The organism is Terribacillus sp. 7520-G (genome assembly GCF_002271665.1).
Taxonomy (GTDB): domain Bacteria; phylum Bacillota; class Bacilli; order Bacillales; family Amphibacillaceae; genus Terribacillus.
On the sequence record NZ_NQFP01000023.1, the window covers coordinates 100,392 to 114,382 of the forward strand.

At 46.4% G+C, this 13,991-nt stretch carries 18 protein-coding genes; 10 read left to right on the forward strand and 8 right to left on the reverse strand.

The window, feature by feature from the left end:
• Positions 1 to 35 precede the first annotated feature (35 nt).
• From CHH53_RS08970 to CHH53_RS08990, 5 genes are read right to left on the reverse strand one after another with little or no spacing between them, the layout of a single operon-like run.
• Positions 36 to 692, reverse strand: coding sequence for an ABC transporter permease (locus CHH53_RS08970; protein WP_095215781.1), 657 nt, complete (start codon positions 690 to 692; stop codon positions 36 to 38).
• A 15-nt stretch (positions 693 to 707) separates the two neighbouring features.
• Positions 708 to 1,625 carry an osmoprotectant ABC transporter substrate-binding protein gene (locus tag CHH53_RS08975; protein ID WP_095215782.1) on the reverse strand — a complete coding sequence of 306 codons (918 nt, stop codon included), beginning with the start codon at positions 1,623 to 1,625 and terminating at the stop codon, positions 708 to 710.
• A gap of 18 nt (positions 1,626 to 1,643) precedes the next feature.
• Positions 1,644 to 2,297: an ABC transporter permease gene (locus tag CHH53_RS08980; RefSeq protein WP_095215783.1), complete on the reverse strand. Its 654-nt coding sequence runs from the start codon at positions 2,295 to 2,297 to the stop codon at positions 1,644 to 1,646.
• An 18-nt stretch (positions 2,298 to 2,315) separates the two neighbouring features.
• On the reverse strand, positions 2,316 to 3,446 hold the full coding sequence (locus CHH53_RS08985) for a betaine/proline/choline family ABC transporter ATP-binding protein (protein WP_095215784.1): 1,131 nt from the start codon (positions 3,444 to 3,446) through the stop codon (positions 2,316 to 2,318).
• A gap of 15 nt (positions 3,447 to 3,461) precedes the next feature.
• Positions 3,462 to 4,145 carry a TetR/AcrR family transcriptional regulator gene (locus CHH53_RS08990; protein ID WP_095215785.1) on the reverse strand — a complete coding sequence of 228 codons (684 nt, stop codon included), beginning with the start codon at positions 4,143 to 4,145 and terminating at the stop codon, positions 3,462 to 3,464.
• A 163-nt stretch (positions 4,146 to 4,308) separates the two neighbouring features.
• Here CHH53_RS08990 and CHH53_RS08995 point away from each other — a divergent pair, with 163 nt between their 5' ends.
• The 8 genes from CHH53_RS08995 (at position 4,309) to pbp4b (ending at position 10,833) form a co-directional block, all read left to right on the forward strand.
• Positions 4,309 to 6,357: a CocE/NonD family hydrolase gene (locus tag CHH53_RS08995; protein WP_198946039.1), complete on the forward strand. Its 2,049-nt coding sequence runs from the start codon at positions 4,309 to 4,311 to the stop codon at positions 6,355 to 6,357.
• A 217-nt stretch (positions 6,358 to 6,574) separates the two neighbouring features.
• Positions 6,575 to 6,970: a tetratricopeptide repeat protein gene (locus CHH53_RS09000; RefSeq protein ID WP_158221523.1), complete on the forward strand. Its 396-nt coding sequence runs from the start codon at positions 6,575 to 6,577 to the stop codon at positions 6,968 to 6,970.
• A gap of 119 nt (positions 6,971 to 7,089) precedes the next feature.
• Positions 7,090 to 7,233, forward strand: coding sequence for a hypothetical protein (locus CHH53_RS17320; protein WP_158221524.1), 144 nt, complete (start codon positions 7,090 to 7,092; stop codon positions 7,231 to 7,233).
• A 310-nt stretch (positions 7,234 to 7,543) separates the two neighbouring features.
• A complete protein-coding gene (locus tag CHH53_RS09005; RefSeq protein WP_095215848.1) occupies positions 7,544 to 7,873 on the forward strand; it encodes a PadR family transcriptional regulator in 330 nt (109 codons plus the stop codon).
• A complete protein-coding gene (locus CHH53_RS09010) occupies positions 7,870 to 8,619 on the forward strand; it encodes an HAAS domain-containing protein (protein WP_095215787.1) in 750 nt (249 codons plus the stop codon). The genes CHH53_RS09005 and CHH53_RS09010 overlap by 4 nt, the downstream gene beginning before the upstream one ends.
• A gap of 99 nt (positions 8,620 to 8,718) precedes the next feature.
• Entirely contained in the window at positions 8,719 to 8,913 is a 195-nt protein-coding gene (locus CHH53_RS09015; RefSeq protein ID WP_095215788.1) for a helix-turn-helix transcriptional regulator, read from the forward strand.
• A complete protein-coding gene (locus CHH53_RS09020) occupies positions 8,914 to 9,381 on the forward strand; it encodes a hypothetical protein (RefSeq protein WP_095215789.1) in 468 nt (155 codons plus the stop codon).
• Positions 9,382 to 9,540: 159 nt separating this feature from the next.
• Positions 9,541 to 10,833, forward strand: a complete 1,293-nt coding sequence (gene pbp4b, locus CHH53_RS09025; protein WP_369819872.1) for a penicillin binding protein PBP4B — start codon at positions 9,541 to 9,543, stop codon at positions 10,831 to 10,833.
• Positions 10,834 to 10,857: 24 nt separating this feature from the next.
• Here pbp4b and CHH53_RS09030 read toward each other — a convergent pair whose 3' ends face one another.
• Positions 10,858 to 11,451, reverse strand: a complete 594-nt coding sequence (locus CHH53_RS09030; protein ID WP_095215791.1) for a C39 family peptidase — start codon at positions 11,449 to 11,451, stop codon at positions 10,858 to 10,860.
• A gap of 180 nt (positions 11,452 to 11,631) precedes the next feature.
• On the opposite strand from CHH53_RS09030, the gene CHH53_RS17650 reads away from it, so the two are divergent.
• The gene (locus tag CHH53_RS17650) at positions 11,632 to 11,724 is read left to right on the forward strand and encodes a putative holin-like toxin (protein WP_233134979.1); all 93 of its coding nucleotides are present in this window, start codon (positions 11,632 to 11,634) and stop codon (positions 11,722 to 11,724) included.
• Positions 11,725 to 11,868: 144 nt separating this feature from the next.
• On the opposite strand, the gene CHH53_RS09035 is transcribed toward CHH53_RS17650, so the two are convergent.
• Positions 11,869 to 12,588: an ArsR/SmtB family transcription factor gene (locus tag CHH53_RS09035; RefSeq protein ID WP_095215849.1), complete on the reverse strand. Its 720-nt coding sequence runs from the start codon at positions 12,586 to 12,588 to the stop codon at positions 11,869 to 11,871.
• A 94-nt stretch (positions 12,589 to 12,682) separates the two neighbouring features.
• Here CHH53_RS09035 and CHH53_RS09040 point away from each other — a divergent pair, with 94 nt between their 5' ends.
• The gene (locus CHH53_RS09040; protein WP_095215792.1) at positions 12,683 to 13,276 is read left to right on the forward strand and encodes a flavin reductase family protein; all 594 of its coding nucleotides are present in this window, start codon (positions 12,683 to 12,685) and stop codon (positions 13,274 to 13,276) included.
• A 36-nt stretch (positions 13,277 to 13,312) separates the two neighbouring features.
• On the opposite strand, the gene CHH53_RS09045 is transcribed toward CHH53_RS09040, so the two are convergent.
• The gene (locus CHH53_RS09045; RefSeq protein ID WP_095215793.1) at positions 13,313 to 13,990 is read right to left on the reverse strand and encodes an HAD family hydrolase; all 678 of its coding nucleotides are present in this window, start codon (positions 13,988 to 13,990) and stop codon (positions 13,313 to 13,315) included.
• Position 13,991 lies beyond the last annotated feature (1 nt).

Genomic DNA, 13,991 nt, shown 5'->3' on the forward strand with positions numbered 1-13,991 from the left:
AAATGCTCCGGAAATATCCGGAGCATTTTGCTATTTCAGCTTAATTTCCTGCTGTTGGCAGGAGAAAGCAATCGTTCGAACCAACCCATGACAAAGTCGGCCAGTACTGCCATGAGTGCAGTCGGAATGGCGCCTGCCAGGATGATGGCTCCTCCTTCTGCTGCATTCGTGCCTCGGACAATAATGGATCCTAGTCCGCCTGCGCCGATGAAGGTCCCGATTGTCGCAATACCGATTGCGATGACAAGGGCGGTGCGCAAGCCTGCCATGATAACGGAAAGGGAAAGTGGCAGTTCCACCATCCGCAGGATTTGAAATCTAGTCATCCCCATCGCACTGCCTGCTTCTTTCAATGTCTTATCCACACCAAGGATACCGGTATACGTATTCTTTACAATCGGTAGCAGGGAGTAAAGGAACAATGCCAGGATGACGGTATTCGTACCCAATCCCATCACCAGCATAAGCACAGCGAGCAAGGCAAGGGCAGGAATTGTCTGGATGACATTCACAAATGAAATAACCCAGGGGCTGAGTTTGCTGTAACGGGCTATCAGGATGCCGATCGGAATGCCGACAATGGCAGCGAATAATACACCATAGGCCGACATCAGGAAGTGCCGATAGAATTCAGTCCAAACATAGGCTCCATTATCACTGTAATAGGTCACTAATTCTTTCAGTAAGTCCAATTTTCCGCACCTCCTTTATTCCTCTTCAAAGTAGTTATGGACTTCCAGATATTCCTTGGCAATGGTACTTGGTTCTTTTTTCTCGATATCGGCTTGGTAATTGAGTTCAATGATCGTATCATTATCGAATTTCCCTACAAGCTTCTGGAGGATATCATCAATTTCCGGGTGTTCTTGAAGCAATTCATTGGAAGCAACCGGAGAGGCATCATAAGGAGGGAAGAAATGTTTATCGTCTTCCAAGGTGGCCAAGTTAAATTGCTTTAATCTGGCATCGGTGGAGTAGGCCAGGACAGCATCCATTTTCTTGCTGTTCAAGGCGGAATATACAAGTCCTATCTGCATCGGGAAAACCATGTTGAACTCAAAACCGTATGTTTTCACGAATTCGTCATATCCGATTCCTTCACGGTTGATCCAGCTGTTATCCACACCGAATTGGTACTTATCAGCAACCGATGAAAGGTCAGAAACTTTCTCCAGTCCTTCCTTTTCAGCTACATCCTGCCGTACAGAGAGGACATAGGTGTTATCGAATCCGTATGTGTCGTACCATTTTTGATCGAATTGTTCCTGGAATTCCCGCTGGACGATTTCCATTGCTTCATCAGGGTCATTTACAAGATCCATATGCAGTGCCCCGCTCAAATCGGTACCGGTATATCTTGCAGCGGATATATCTACATCGCCATTTACCATAGCCTGGTGCATCACGATGGAGGACCCCAAGTTGCCGACGATTTCGGCATTTAAATCTGTATAATGCTCGATCATGTATTTCTGTATATAGCCGAGCGTCTGTGTCTCGGAGGTAGTGACTGTACCGATTTTGATCGTTTCCCCAGATCCGCCGCCCAGACCTGGAAGCGAACAGCCAGATAGAAGAAGGGCTGTCAACATACCAATCATGATCAGTTTGCTTAGCTTTTTCATTTTTGCTGTCGCTCCTTCCTATGCCGTTTCCTGCTGTGCGCTTTTTGTTGTCGGTGTCAGTTTCGTCTCGATTCTTCCCAGGATAAAATCAGCTAGCAAAGCCAGGATGGTAGATGGAATGGCACCTGCTAAAATCAGCTCCGGCTGATATAGATTCAATCCGTCGAAAATGAAGTCACCAAGTCCCCCGGCTCCGACGAATGATGCGAGTGTGGCCCAACCGATTAGATAGACCGTGGAAACTCGTATACCAGCCATGATGACCGGGATGGCGAGCGGCAGTTCAACGCTGAAGATGAGCTGAGCATTGGTCATGCCCATGCCGCGGCCTGCTTCCAGCAGATTTTTATCTGTATTTTTTATGCCGATATAGGTATTGCGGAGAATCGGCAGCATGGAGTAGAAAAATAAGGCGACAATGGCCGGCAGCTTGCCTACACCTAATATCGGAATGAAGAATGCCAGGATGGCAAGGCTTGGAAAGGTTTGGATGATGCTGATGATACGGATGACTGTATCAGCTGCCCGCTCGAATCTTGTGAGCAGGATGCCGACTGGTACAGCGACAAGGATACCGAGCAGAACGGCAATCAAGGAAATATATAAATGCTCCCATGTCTTCAGTGCAAGTGTGCTGCCTTGTTCCTGGAAGAATTGGATCAATGCATCCATCGGGTCTGCACCTCCTTCTTAGTTTTCATCCTCGTCACCCCAGATAGATTCATAGACTAGGTCGGCAAGCGTTGCCCGTGTGACGATACCTTTAAGCCGATTGTGCTCATCCACGACAGGTACATATTTGGTCTGCCTGCGGAGCATTTTTTGGATGGTATCCCGTATGAGGCTGTCTTCTTTGACTCGGTAAAGCTCTGTTTCGACAATTTCACCGACAAGCGTAGATCTTTTTCGGTTTTCCTCGATATCTTCCACGTCGATATAGCCCTCAAGTGTCTGATCTTCACCAATGACCAGCAAGGAATCCACGCGTTTTTCCTTCATTCGCTGGATAGCGGTGGATAATGTCTCTTCTTTATGGACGGTTGCCGGTATCTTATTCATGATCTGACCGACTGTTTTTACATCAGGCTTTGTTTGGATAAGGCGCTCTTTCCCGATGAAGGATTCCACGAATTCATTTGCCGGATTGCGCAGGATTTCATCAGGCGTGTCAACCTGCACGATCTCCCCGTCCCGCATAATGACGATGCGATCCGCCAATTTGATAGCTTCATCCATGTCGTGGGTGACGAAGACGATGGTCTTGCCCAGCTTTCTTTGCAAGTTCTTGAATTCTTCCTGTAATCCATCACGTGTAATCGGATCCAGTGCACCAAAAGGTTCATCCATCAGAATGAGAGGCGGATTGGAGGCCAGTGCACGCAAAACACCGATGCGCTGCTGCTGCCCGCCGCTCAGTTCCTGTGGATAGCGATCAAGGTATTCTTCCGGCAGATTGACCAATTTGATCAATTCTTCCGCCCGCTCACGCCGCTTCTCTTTGGACCATTGGAGCAGCTTCGGGACAAGCGTGATATTATCGCTGATCGTCATATGCGGGAACAGTCCTATCTGTTGGATGACATAGCCTATTTCTCTCCGCATCTGCACACGGTTTTGCTTCATGATATCTTTGCCGTCAATCAGGATCCTTCCTTCAGTCGGCTCGATCAGGCGGTTGACCATTTTCATGCTGGTCGTTTTACCGCAGCCGCTCGGTCCGATGAAGCAAATGAATTCGCCTTTTTCTATTTCCAGGTTCAAATTATTCACGGCTTTTTTATTGCCGCTGTAGATCTTCGTTACATTCTCGAATGTCAGCACATGATAACCTCCTGTTTACGGTGCAAATTTATTTTCCGAAAAATCGAAAGCTGCCTCATTCCGGACTACTTCTGTAATGTATTGCATCGTTTTCTGCATCGCCCGCTGCGGATCGTATGACCGGCGATGATTCAGCACATTGTTGAACATTCCTTGCCAGATGAGGATCGTCAATTCATTGATGGCATCTACATTCTTTTCGCTGATTTCGCCAGCTTCGAGTGCCAGCTCCAAGGCAGAACGCCCGCGTTTGGACATATTGCGTTCCAGCAATGTCGAGTGCAGTTCCTCTGGAATGTTTATCAGATCCTTGGGGAACTTTGTGTAATAACGCTCCAGCATATTTTCTGGGCTGTCGCCAAGATCCATGATGAAAATGGCATGGAATAGCTTTGGATAACGGAAGGAATATGTGCAAAAGCATTCCCAGGCCAATAGATACTTTTCCAGAGGCTTATCGGATCGATTCATATAAGCGACGACTTCTTCGGTATAGTCCTTCAGGAATGTCATGGACGCAAAGAAGATGAGATGGGATAGATCGGAGAAGTAATTGTAAATCGTGGCGCTATTGTAGCCAGCGCGATCCGCCACTTTCCGGATCGTCACTTTTTCTAATCCTTCCTCGCGGATAATATCTGCTGTCGCTTCCACAAAGTATTTCCACATCCGGCTCTTTTGGATTTCTTTCTTGTTCATCGTGCTTTTCTGTCTCCTTTACATACGCGTTCGTGCTCGCCTCCCCGTGGTTGTTAAGTCGTAATCGCGTATGATAAAATAATCAAAGTTAAAAAGTAATCATGATTATAAATTATAGCATAGTCATTCATCAATGCAAATCGGCCTAGGAAGGAAGAGGAAGATGGTATTCAATGTGCGAGATAACCAGCTGCAAATAAAAACGTCCTATCCGCATTCCGTGAAAGAGATACGTCATATTTGGATCCCGATGCGGGACGGGGTGAGATTATCAGCAAGAATCTGGCTTCCTGAGGATGCCAACGAAACACCGGTACCGGCGATTTTGGAATATATCCCTTATCGGAAAGATGATTTCACCGCATTGCGTGATTCCATCCGTCATCCATACTTTGCGGGTCACGGATATGCAAGTGTGCGAGTGGACATCCGCGGCAGCGGTGACTCAGAAGGCATTCTTTACGATGAGTATCTGCCGCAGGAACAGGATGATGCAGAAGACGTATTGAAATGGATAGCTGATCAAGCCTGGTCGACAGGCGAGGTAGGCATGATCGGGAAATCCTGGGGCGGATTCAATGGTTTGCAGGTTGCTGCCAGACGGCCGCCAGAATTGAAAGCTGTCATTACCATCTGTTCGACGGATGATCGGTATGCAGATGATGTGCATTATAAAGGCGGGGCATTGCTTGCTTCCGATATGCTTTGGTGGGCTTCGACGATGTTTGCTTACAATGCAAGACCAGCCGATCCGGAAATTGTCGGAGAGAAATGGCGGGAAGATTGGATACGGCGGATGGATGAGACACCTCCCTTTGCGGAGGAGTGGGTTCGTCATCAGCGCCGGGATGCTTATTGGAAGCACGGCTCAGTCAATGAGGATTATGCAGATATAGAGATACCTGTATTTGCTGTCGGCGGCTGGGCGGATGGTTATACGAATGCCATCCCTCGTTTGCTGGAAGGCTTGAAAGTACCGAAAAAAGGATTGATCGGGCCCTGGGCGCATGAATATCCCGAAGTTGCCATCCCGGGCCCTTCCATCGGATTCCTGCAAGAATGTCTGCGCTGGTGGGATCATTGGCTGAAAGGTCATGAAACAGGCATCATGGAAGAGCCGATGCTGCGTGCCTGGATGCAGGAAAGTGTTCCGCCTGAGGTGGAATACGAAGAAAGACCAGGACGATGGGTTGCCGAGATGGAATGGCCATCCACGGCAATCGGACAGTATGCTTTGTATCTAAATGGCCAGGAGCTGAGGAACCGAGCAGGTGCTGGTCTGCCAGTCACCGTTTCAAGCATGCAGCAGCATGGTCTTTACGCGGGTGTATTTTGTCCATTTGGGCAGCCTGGTGATATGCCATCCGATCAGCGCTTGGAAAATGGTTTTGCCACTCTATTCACCAGTGCTCCTCTGGAAGAAAGGATGGAAATACTCGGAGCCCCTAAATTGCAGCTGGAGCTTTCGAGCGATCAGGAACAAGCATTGGTGGCGGTCCGATTGAACGATGTGGCTCCGGACGGAAGTGTTACACGTGTAACATGGGGGATGCTCAACCTGACTCACCGGGATAGTCATGAATTTCCTGAGGCTTTGACGCCGGGAGAGAAGATTTCAGTGACTGTTCAGTTGAATGATATTGCCCATGCTCTTCCTGCAGGACATCGCTGGCAAGTGGCAGTTGCGCCGACTTATTGGCCGCATGCTTGGCCATCTCCAAAAGAAGCAACGCTTACCATTTATCCTGGAGAAAAAACAAAACTGCTGCTCCCAATCAGGAAAAGTCAGGCTATCGATGATCAGCTGCCGGCTTTCCAGCAGCCAGAAACTGCACCCGTCCTGGAGAAGGAAATATTGCGTCCGGAAAGCCGCCGGCGCCAAATACGGTATGATACAGTGGAGAAAACCTGGATTCTGGATGATTATTCGGATGAGGGTGCACGTAAGCTGGCTGATAACGATCTGGAGTATGGCAGCACAAATCGCAATGTGTATACAATCAAAGAAGGCGATCCGCTTTCAGCCAGCGTCCAATGTGATTGGACAATGGATGTCGGGCGAGGAGATTGGCAGACACATATGGATCTGTCCTGTCACATGTGGTGTGATGAAACGCATTTTTATCTTAAGCATAAGCTGCGTGCCTTTGAGAACGAAAAAGAGATATTCGCAAAGGAATGGAACGAACAAGTTCCCAGGGATTTTATTTGAAAAAAGAGGCTTGGACATAACTAGTCAAAAGTATTGAAAAGATCTGCATCACCGTTTTTGGGTAATGCAGATCTTTTTTGATTGGTCATATTGATAATTCGAGAGGAGGCTTACCTTCCTGGCGATGTATTACCTTATGTGCACCGCCATAAAGACAAACCCTAATTCGTTTTCTATCTTCTCTTCTCCATCTTACGGTTTGAACTATGCAGATGTAATGGACTATGAGAATGCTGAAGAATATCTTCATCGAGCAAAGTCTTCTTTCAAAAATACAGGGAATGGAGATTTTGTTTCTTATGCAAACCTTAATCTTGGAGACCTCTATGTCAAAAAGGAATTTCCAGGTACAGCAACTTGCTATCTGGAAGAAGCGCTACAAGCTAATCCGGAACGTGGACGTCTGAAAATCTTGTATTTGTTGGCTGATTGTTATTGGAAGACAAATCAATCTTCCAAGGCATTGGAATTCTATACGGAAGGATTCCAGGATAGCGTGGATAAAGGGGATTTAACGAAGAAGTGGGAATTCGCCATGCTTCATAAAAAATATGAAGACAGAAACAATTTCAAAGCGTATGGCAAGAAGGAATCGAATACTTCCGAAGAGTAAATGATATTTACAACGTCAGGCTCTTTTCAAGGGAACTTGCACAGTATTATGCTGGAAATAAGCAATATGAGCTTGCGACGAAATATTATCTATTAGCTCTAATATAGGGTGGGTTTATAATGAAAAAAATTATCTTTTCGGTAATTCTTATTGGAACGATTGTGGTAAGTGGTCTTGTAGGATACACGAGCCAAGAGAACCAGGCAGGAAAGCAAACAGAGCTTGGAAGTGTAGTATTTTCCTTGAATTTGTTTGAAAAGTAAGCAATAGCCTCCGGGCGTTTACTAACGATTGCTGTTGCAATACGTTAGGCTTTTATATCCTCTGGCTGACTGAACATCGAAATAATTAACAAGCAGGCATCATGGCGATGCCTGCTTGTTTTTTTTACCGTAAGTACACTTGTTACGAGCTGATATGGATAAATCACCCAAATTCAATGGAAAAGTATGGTTGTTTTTGGAAGGGAATCATGGTAGAGTATAACTATCTTGTAAAGCAAAGTAGTTGATGGGCTTCTTTTTTTGATCAACTATCTTGCTAAACAATATAGTTGGGGGGGGGGAAGTGGATTTGTCATCCAGCCAATTATTAAAAGGCATTCTCGAAGGATGCCTGCTTTCCATCATTGCTGAACGCGAAACGTATGGCTATGAGATGGTGGAGAAGCTTGCTTCCTATGGGTTTACCATGGTAAGCGAGGGCAGTATCTATCCATTGCTGCTGCGCATGAAAAAAGAAGGTCTCGTTACGACAACAAGCAAGGCATTGCCATCAGGCGGACCAAAGCGGAAATATTATCAATTGACTGCAGAAGGACAGGCAGAATTAGAAGAATTCAAGATAAGGTGGGCAGCAATTTCGTCCAGCGTAGAAAATATACTAAGGAGGAATCAATCATGACATTATCCAAGGAAAGTCAGGCATTTCTCGATGACATGCGGATTTATCTCTTTGCCAGCAGCAAAAAAGAAGAAGAAGTGATGGAATTAATGGAAGAGCTGGAGGATCACTTGTATGAAGCGGAGCGGAATGGAAAAAGCGTCGAGCATATCGTCGGGAAGTCCCCGAAAGCTTACATGAAGGAAATAGAAGCAGAAGTGGAAACGGATGGGCGGTTCTGGTTTGTCTTTGTCCCGCTTATCCTGCTGAATGCCTTTGCCTATCTGATCATGAATAAAGCGATAGCGGATGAAAGGGATTACTCCCTCCTGGCACTCATTGGAAATCCGATTGTATTTATTATCACTATATTTTTATTGTTTGGTCTGTATCGCTTTACTGCTGCAAATAAAGTATCCAAGAAAGTGACTGTAATGCTGTATCTGCTGATGGGAATGGCACCGACTGCAATGTTCGTAGGAATACTGGTAGCGGATCTTTTTATAGAGACACCAGTGGTGACAATAAGTCCAGCCGTGAATATAGCGGTGATTATAGCAGCTTGCTTCATTTTCATTGCGGCAGCACTATATTGGAAAGCGTGGATTTCTGTCATCGTCCCGGCAGTTCTATACACTCCGCAGGTGATTTTGCGGTACATCGATATCGATGAGCAAAGCAAGCTTATCATCATACTCTCGATCATTATCGTTTTCTCCCTATCGCTGATAACCTGGCAATTCATCCAAAATAAGAAAGATAAATAACGCATGCGCTGGCATGCGTTTTGTCTTGACCGATGGAAACCCCGGATGTAATATATATCTAACAAATGCAAATTATATATTGCATAGGGGAATTTAAAAGTGAAAAATAAAGTGAAATTCACGCGAATGGAGCAGAAAATGACGCAGGAGCAGCTGGCCAGGCGAGTGCATGTCACCAGACAGACGATCGGATTGATCGAAAAAGGAGAATACAATCCGACGCTGCAGCTTTGTGTAGCGATTGCAAAGACACTGGGAAAGACATTGGATGATTTATTCTGGGAGGTAGACTGAATGGAGAAAACATGGCTTCGTTTTTTGCTGCCGGATGATGAATATAAGCGAAGGAATATACTTGTTTACTTTGCGGAGGCTGCCATTTTACAGCTGATGGCTATCTTGGCTCTGATTGTCATTTCTCGATTTGATTTTATTCTTATGGATGGTGTCATTGTTCTGATTGGGATTTTGTTCGGGACAATGGCTTACGTCTGGATTCGTTATATTCTGTCTGGTATGGAGTTTGCCGAGGTCATGACGGAAAAAGCCTATCGACGGGAGCGGAAAGTGATTGTAATGAAATCGATGTCATTTCTTGTCCTTATGTGTGCGAGTATTTCGGTGCTCTACTTATTTGACAGGATGACGGTTCCTCTGATAGAAGGTCTGATCGTCAGCTTCATTGGAGCATTACTGCTTTTCCTAACCAATTATGTATCACTGAAAAGGTCCTATCGGAAAAACAGGGAGCTGATCGACTGACCAGATCATTTACCTGTCAAAGCACTGCATAGCGCAGTGCTTTTTTCGTATTTTTCCACTTCGGAAAGGAATTTGATTTTGCTTAAGGGAAACAGTAGACAAGACAAAGGAGGAGTGCGGATGAAACGTTTAGGGCAGCGGGTCAGCATCTTATCACTTATGTTCTTGTTTTTGATTGTTCCTTCTGCAGCATGGGCTGACACAATCGATTATCCAACATTGAAAATGGTGAAAGATCCTGAGGAGGCAGGCTTTGCCGAGGAAGGATTAAAGAAAGTCGACGAACTGATTGAGAATGATATCGAGAATGGGTTTCCAGGGGCGTCATTGATGATCATAAAAGACGGAAAAATCGTGAAAGATTCCCGTTATGGTTTTCGGCAGGTTTATGACGGGCTGGAGGAGCTTGAACATCCGAAGAAAGTCAAGAAAGGGACTTTATACGATCTTGCCTCCAATACAAAGATGTATGCCACCAACTTTGCATTGCAGCATCTGGTCAGTGAAGGCGAAATCAGTTTGATGGATAAAGTCAGTGATTATATCCCTGAATTCAAGGATGAAGCAGATGCGGAGATAAAAGGGAAAGATAGGATCCTGATTCAAGACTTGCTGCAGCATCAAGCGGGTTTTCCTGCGAGCATCGAGTTCCATAATCCCGATATCGCAGGTGCATTCTACTCGCAGGACCGCGAGCGTACAATCGGACTCCTGCCTAAAGTGCCGCTCCAATACGAGCCGGGAAAGGATCATCTGTACAGCGATATCGATTACATGCTCCTGGGTCTGATAGTGGAACGTGTGACAGGGGAACGCCTGGATACGTATGTGGAAGAGACCTTCTATGAGCCGCTCCATTTGAAGAATACGATGTTCAATCCATTGGAGAACGGTGTGAAGGCGAAAGATATAGCGGCGACAGAACGTCTGGGAAATACAAGGGATGGATATGTCACTTTCCCGAATATCAGGACGGAGACGATCATTGGTGAAGTGCATGATGAGAAGAGCTATTATTCGATGGATGGAATTTCGGGTCATGCCGGGCTTTTCTCGACGACGCATGATATGGCGGTATTGCTGCAGGTCATGCTGAATGGAGGCGGATATGGTTCCGAAGAATTTTTTGAGGAGGCTGTCATCGATCGGTTTACAGCGGCATCACCAACCAATGGGACGTATGGTCTTGGCTGGCGCAGGAATGGAGACGAAGGATCGATGGATTGGATGTTCGGTTCCTTGGCAAGCGACAGGGCATATGGACATACAGGCTGGACAGGAACTGTCACGATCATCGATCCGGAATATGATCTGGGGATTGTATTGCTGACGAACAAGAAGCATACACCTGTACTTGATCCGGAACAAAACAGCAATCTGTTTGCAGGGGATGAATATGCCACAGGTGGTTACGGACCCGTTATCCAAGCAATATATGAAGCGATGGAATGAAACACGGTCATGGACCGTGTTTTTCTATGTGATGACAAGGGCGCGTCTACCCATCGCATCATAGATCCGGATGAAGCGGTCTTTTTCGACCTTCACGTGTTTGCCGCTTTTTTCAGTCGATTCGCAGTCGTGGAAATAAACGTACTCGTCATCGATACCAGTGACGACAATACAATGCAGCGGCCGGGGTGCTTGTACGGCCTTGCCGGCTGGCGTATGCCAAATGCGGGATGTCGGCATGTCATGGTGAATGGTGAACCAGACTAATACAGGATGGCCGTTTGCTGTATGTGTTTCTATGATGCTGAATTCCTGTTGATACAGTGCCAGGCTGCAGGATCGGTACTTGTCCGCCACGCGCTTTAACGGATTGGGATTGATCGTGATGCCATTATCGAACGGGTCACCGACAAAACCGTCTTCCGGATCGCCCCATATGCGTATCGTCCCGTCCTCATTGCGTTCTGCAGGGACATCATTCCTTGGCATCTCACGGGCTAATGTAAGTTTATCGACGGCTTCTCCATGATAGGATAATGCCATTGCCAAGGCAGTTGCTTCACACCCGGAAGGAAGCTCGGGGCGCTGCTTGATATACGGTACATCCAGTAAGTGCATATTCCGTCCCACCCACCTTACATTTGTTTTTTTAATTATAGCAATATACCGGCTTATAATGGCAGATAAATTCCATCGAAAGTAAGATGTCGCCCAAAGGCCACCCTGATATAATGGACAGACAATAGCATAGATGACTCAAGGGTGGTCGGCTCACTTATCCCTCCAGGGAGGGAGGTGATGCCTCTGACAGTATTCGAGACGCTGACACTGATGATTTCTTTCGGTACGCTCATCGTTGCGATCATGTCTGATAAAAACCAAAAAAAATAACCACCCTTGAGTGACGGCTCATGATGGGTAGGTTATTTTTCGCATTTGTGGGCTGATTCCTTTGAGGAATCCTTGCTATTGCTTGACCGTTTGGTGTTACCAGCACCGAGCGGTCTTTTTTATCGTTGTTATCTTATGCACATTTTATCGTAAATAAACCTTGTTGTCATGTGTTTTATGCTGATTGGAAGTGTCCAAATCGAAAACCTCGGCGAATCCGCTTCTCCCGGTCTCCGTGAGAAGGAGTGCGCGTGATCCGGATTTTCTTTTCAGCCAATTCAATTCAAAAAAGCGTTCCAGCAATGCATTCCCCAAGGAACCAGCCAGATGATGCTTACGCTCGCTCCAGTCCAAGCAGCAATGGCAGAATGAACGTCTTTTTTTTCGTAGTGTTCGCAAGTCGATGCCAAAGCTTGAGAAGAAGGCTTCTCCCATGGGGGTTAAGGTGAATTGTTCTTGTTCTTTCCTGACATATTCATTCGAGGCAAGCGTTTCTGCAACGAGTATGCCAAGGGAACCAGCCAGATGATCATAGCAGGTCCGGGCAAAGCGGATGGCCTGATCCTCTGCTGCCTGATTGAAGGAGGAGACTTGAACCGGCGGGGTGATTGTCAGCAGTGATTCCATGACCTGCGCAATGGCGGGATCCTTTAATCCATAATAGCGATGGCGCCCCTGCTTCGCTCGTGACAGGAATCCAGCCTCCTCCAGCTTCTTTAGATGGAAGCTTGCTGTTTGAGGCGTGATGCCGGCAGCCCGGGCAAGCTCACCTGAGGTATGGAATCGGCCATCCATCATCATGGTAAGCATGATACTTCGTGATTCTTCACTGAGCAGACTGGCAGCTGCGGCAACGTGCTGCATATGCAAATCGATTCTCCTTTCCAGACATCCATATTTCGATGACGTTCGCAGTATCTATATTTTAAGCTAAAAATGGAAAGGGGAGTAGCAAATTATGGTACATAAAACAATCAATCCGAAAATCTTATATTACGGCAACCCAGTCATCCTGCTTACGACAATGAATGAAGATGGGTCCACGAATATCAGTCCGATTTCCTCCTCATGGGCATTGGATCATTTTCTTGTCATTGGCCTTGGTGCAGAGGGGAAAGCATATGAAAACTTGAAGCAGCGCGGTGAATGTGTGCTGAATATTCCGGGTCCGGATTTATGGGAGCGGGTGGAAAGCCTTGCTGCCTGCACCGGTAAAGAAATGGTTCCTCCAGGAAAAGCGGCATATGGCTGTGTCTATGTAAAAGATAAATTCCAGGCTGCTGGTCTGACTGGAAAAAAATCTTCAGCGGTGAGTGCGGATGCCATTGCAGAATGCCCTATACAGATAGAAGGGAAAGTAAGGCATATCCGGGAGCCTGACTATATGGAGGGCATTGCTATTGCGGAAGTGGAAGCTGCAGCCATTCATGCACAAGAAGACATTATAAAGGAAGGGCATCATATCGATCCTGGTAAATGGAGTCCGCTCATTTATAACTTCCGGCATTACTTTGGACTTGGCAAGGAATTAGGGAAGACAGCGCGGGCATGACGGAAGAACCCCTCATCGATGGGATGAGGGGTTCTGTTATTTAACGAGCAGAAGTTCACGGAATGTGGTGAAATCTTGAATGATACCGCCGCATCCGAGCTGATTTTGTTTAAAGGCTTCATGATTCTTTCCGAAAGGATCGATTGCGATGACCGTACCGATGCCGGCTTCCTTGGCTGCTGTCAAACCAGAAAAGGCATCTTCGACCACAAGGCACTCGCTTGGCTGCAGCCCCAGTTTCTTGGCTGCAATCAGGAAGATATCAGGAGCAGGCTTTCCAGGGAAGCTGCCATCATCGAAGGTGACGGCATTGAAATCGAACCACCTGTCCAGCTTAAAAACATCAAAATAGAAGGAAACATTTTCTTTGACTGTGGCTGTTGCAATTGTTCGAGGTATATCCTGTGCTTTCAAATGATCCAAAGTATCCGTTAAGCCCTTCGTAAGCACAAGATCCTTCTTGTTTTGCAGGCAGAGCTCCCGGTAAAAACCTTCCTTTTCATCGGACAGCTCCCTGATATCATCGTCAGACAGCTCCTTACTGACAAAATGCCGCAGGATTTCACTATTCGTACGACCATGTATATTCTTGAAAATCTCTTCATCCGAAATGGATCCAGCAGCATATTTCCGGACCATATGGAACCAAGCCTGTTCATGTAAGTGGGAATCCAAAAACATAGTGCCATTGAAATCGAATATGACGCCCTTCATT

Excerpts from the sequence above, each read along its gene's own strand:
- CHH53_RS08975 (WP_095215782.1), bottom strand. The coding sequence starts at position 1,625 with ATGAAAAAGCTAAGCAAACTGATCATGATTGGTATGTTGACAGCCCTT.
- CHH53_RS08980 (WP_095215783.1), bottom strand. The coding sequence starts at position 2,297 with ATGGATGCATTGATCCAATTCTTCCAGGAACAAGGCAGCACACTTGCA.
- CHH53_RS08990 (WP_095215785.1), bottom strand. The coding sequence starts at position 4,145 with ATGAACAAGAAAGAAATCCAAAAGAGCCGGATGTGGAAATACTTTGTG.
- CHH53_RS08995 (WP_198946039.1), top strand. The coding sequence starts at position 4,309 with ATGGTATTCAATGTGCGAGATAACCAGCTGCAAATAAAAACGTCCTAT.
- CHH53_RS09000 (WP_158221523.1), top strand. The coding sequence starts at position 6,575 with ATGGACTATGAGAATGCTGAAGAATATCTTCATCGAGCAAAGTCTTCT.
- CHH53_RS17320 (WP_158221524.1), top strand. The coding sequence starts at position 7,090 with ATGAAAAAAATTATCTTTTCGGTAATTCTTATTGGAACGATTGTGGTA.
- CHH53_RS09010 (WP_095215787.1), top strand. The coding sequence starts at position 7,870 with ATGACATTATCCAAGGAAAGTCAGGCATTTCTCGATGACATGCGGATT.
- CHH53_RS09020 (WP_095215789.1), top strand. The coding sequence starts at position 8,914 with ATGGAGAAAACATGGCTTCGTTTTTTGCTGCCGGATGATGAATATAAG.
- pbp4b (WP_369819872.1), top strand. The coding sequence starts at position 9,541 with ATGTTCTTGTTTTTGATTGTTCCTTCTGCAGCATGGGCTGACACAATC.
- CHH53_RS09030 (WP_095215791.1), bottom strand. The coding sequence starts at position 11,451 with ATGCACTTACTGGATGTACCGTATATCAAGCAGCGCCCCGAGCTTCCT.
- CHH53_RS17650 (WP_233134979.1), top strand. The coding sequence starts at position 11,632 with ATGCCTCTGACAGTATTCGAGACGCTGACACTGATGATTTCTTTCGGT.
- CHH53_RS09035 (WP_095215849.1), bottom strand. The coding sequence starts at position 12,588 with ATGCAGCACGTTGCCGCAGCTGCCAGTCTGCTCAGTGAAGAATCACGA.
- CHH53_RS09040 (WP_095215792.1), top strand. The coding sequence starts at position 12,683 with ATGGTACATAAAACAATCAATCCGAAAATCTTATATTACGGCAACCCA.
- CHH53_RS09045 (WP_095215793.1), bottom strand. The coding sequence starts at position 13,990 with ATGAAGGGCGTCATATTCGATTTCAATGGCACTATGTTTTTGGATTCC.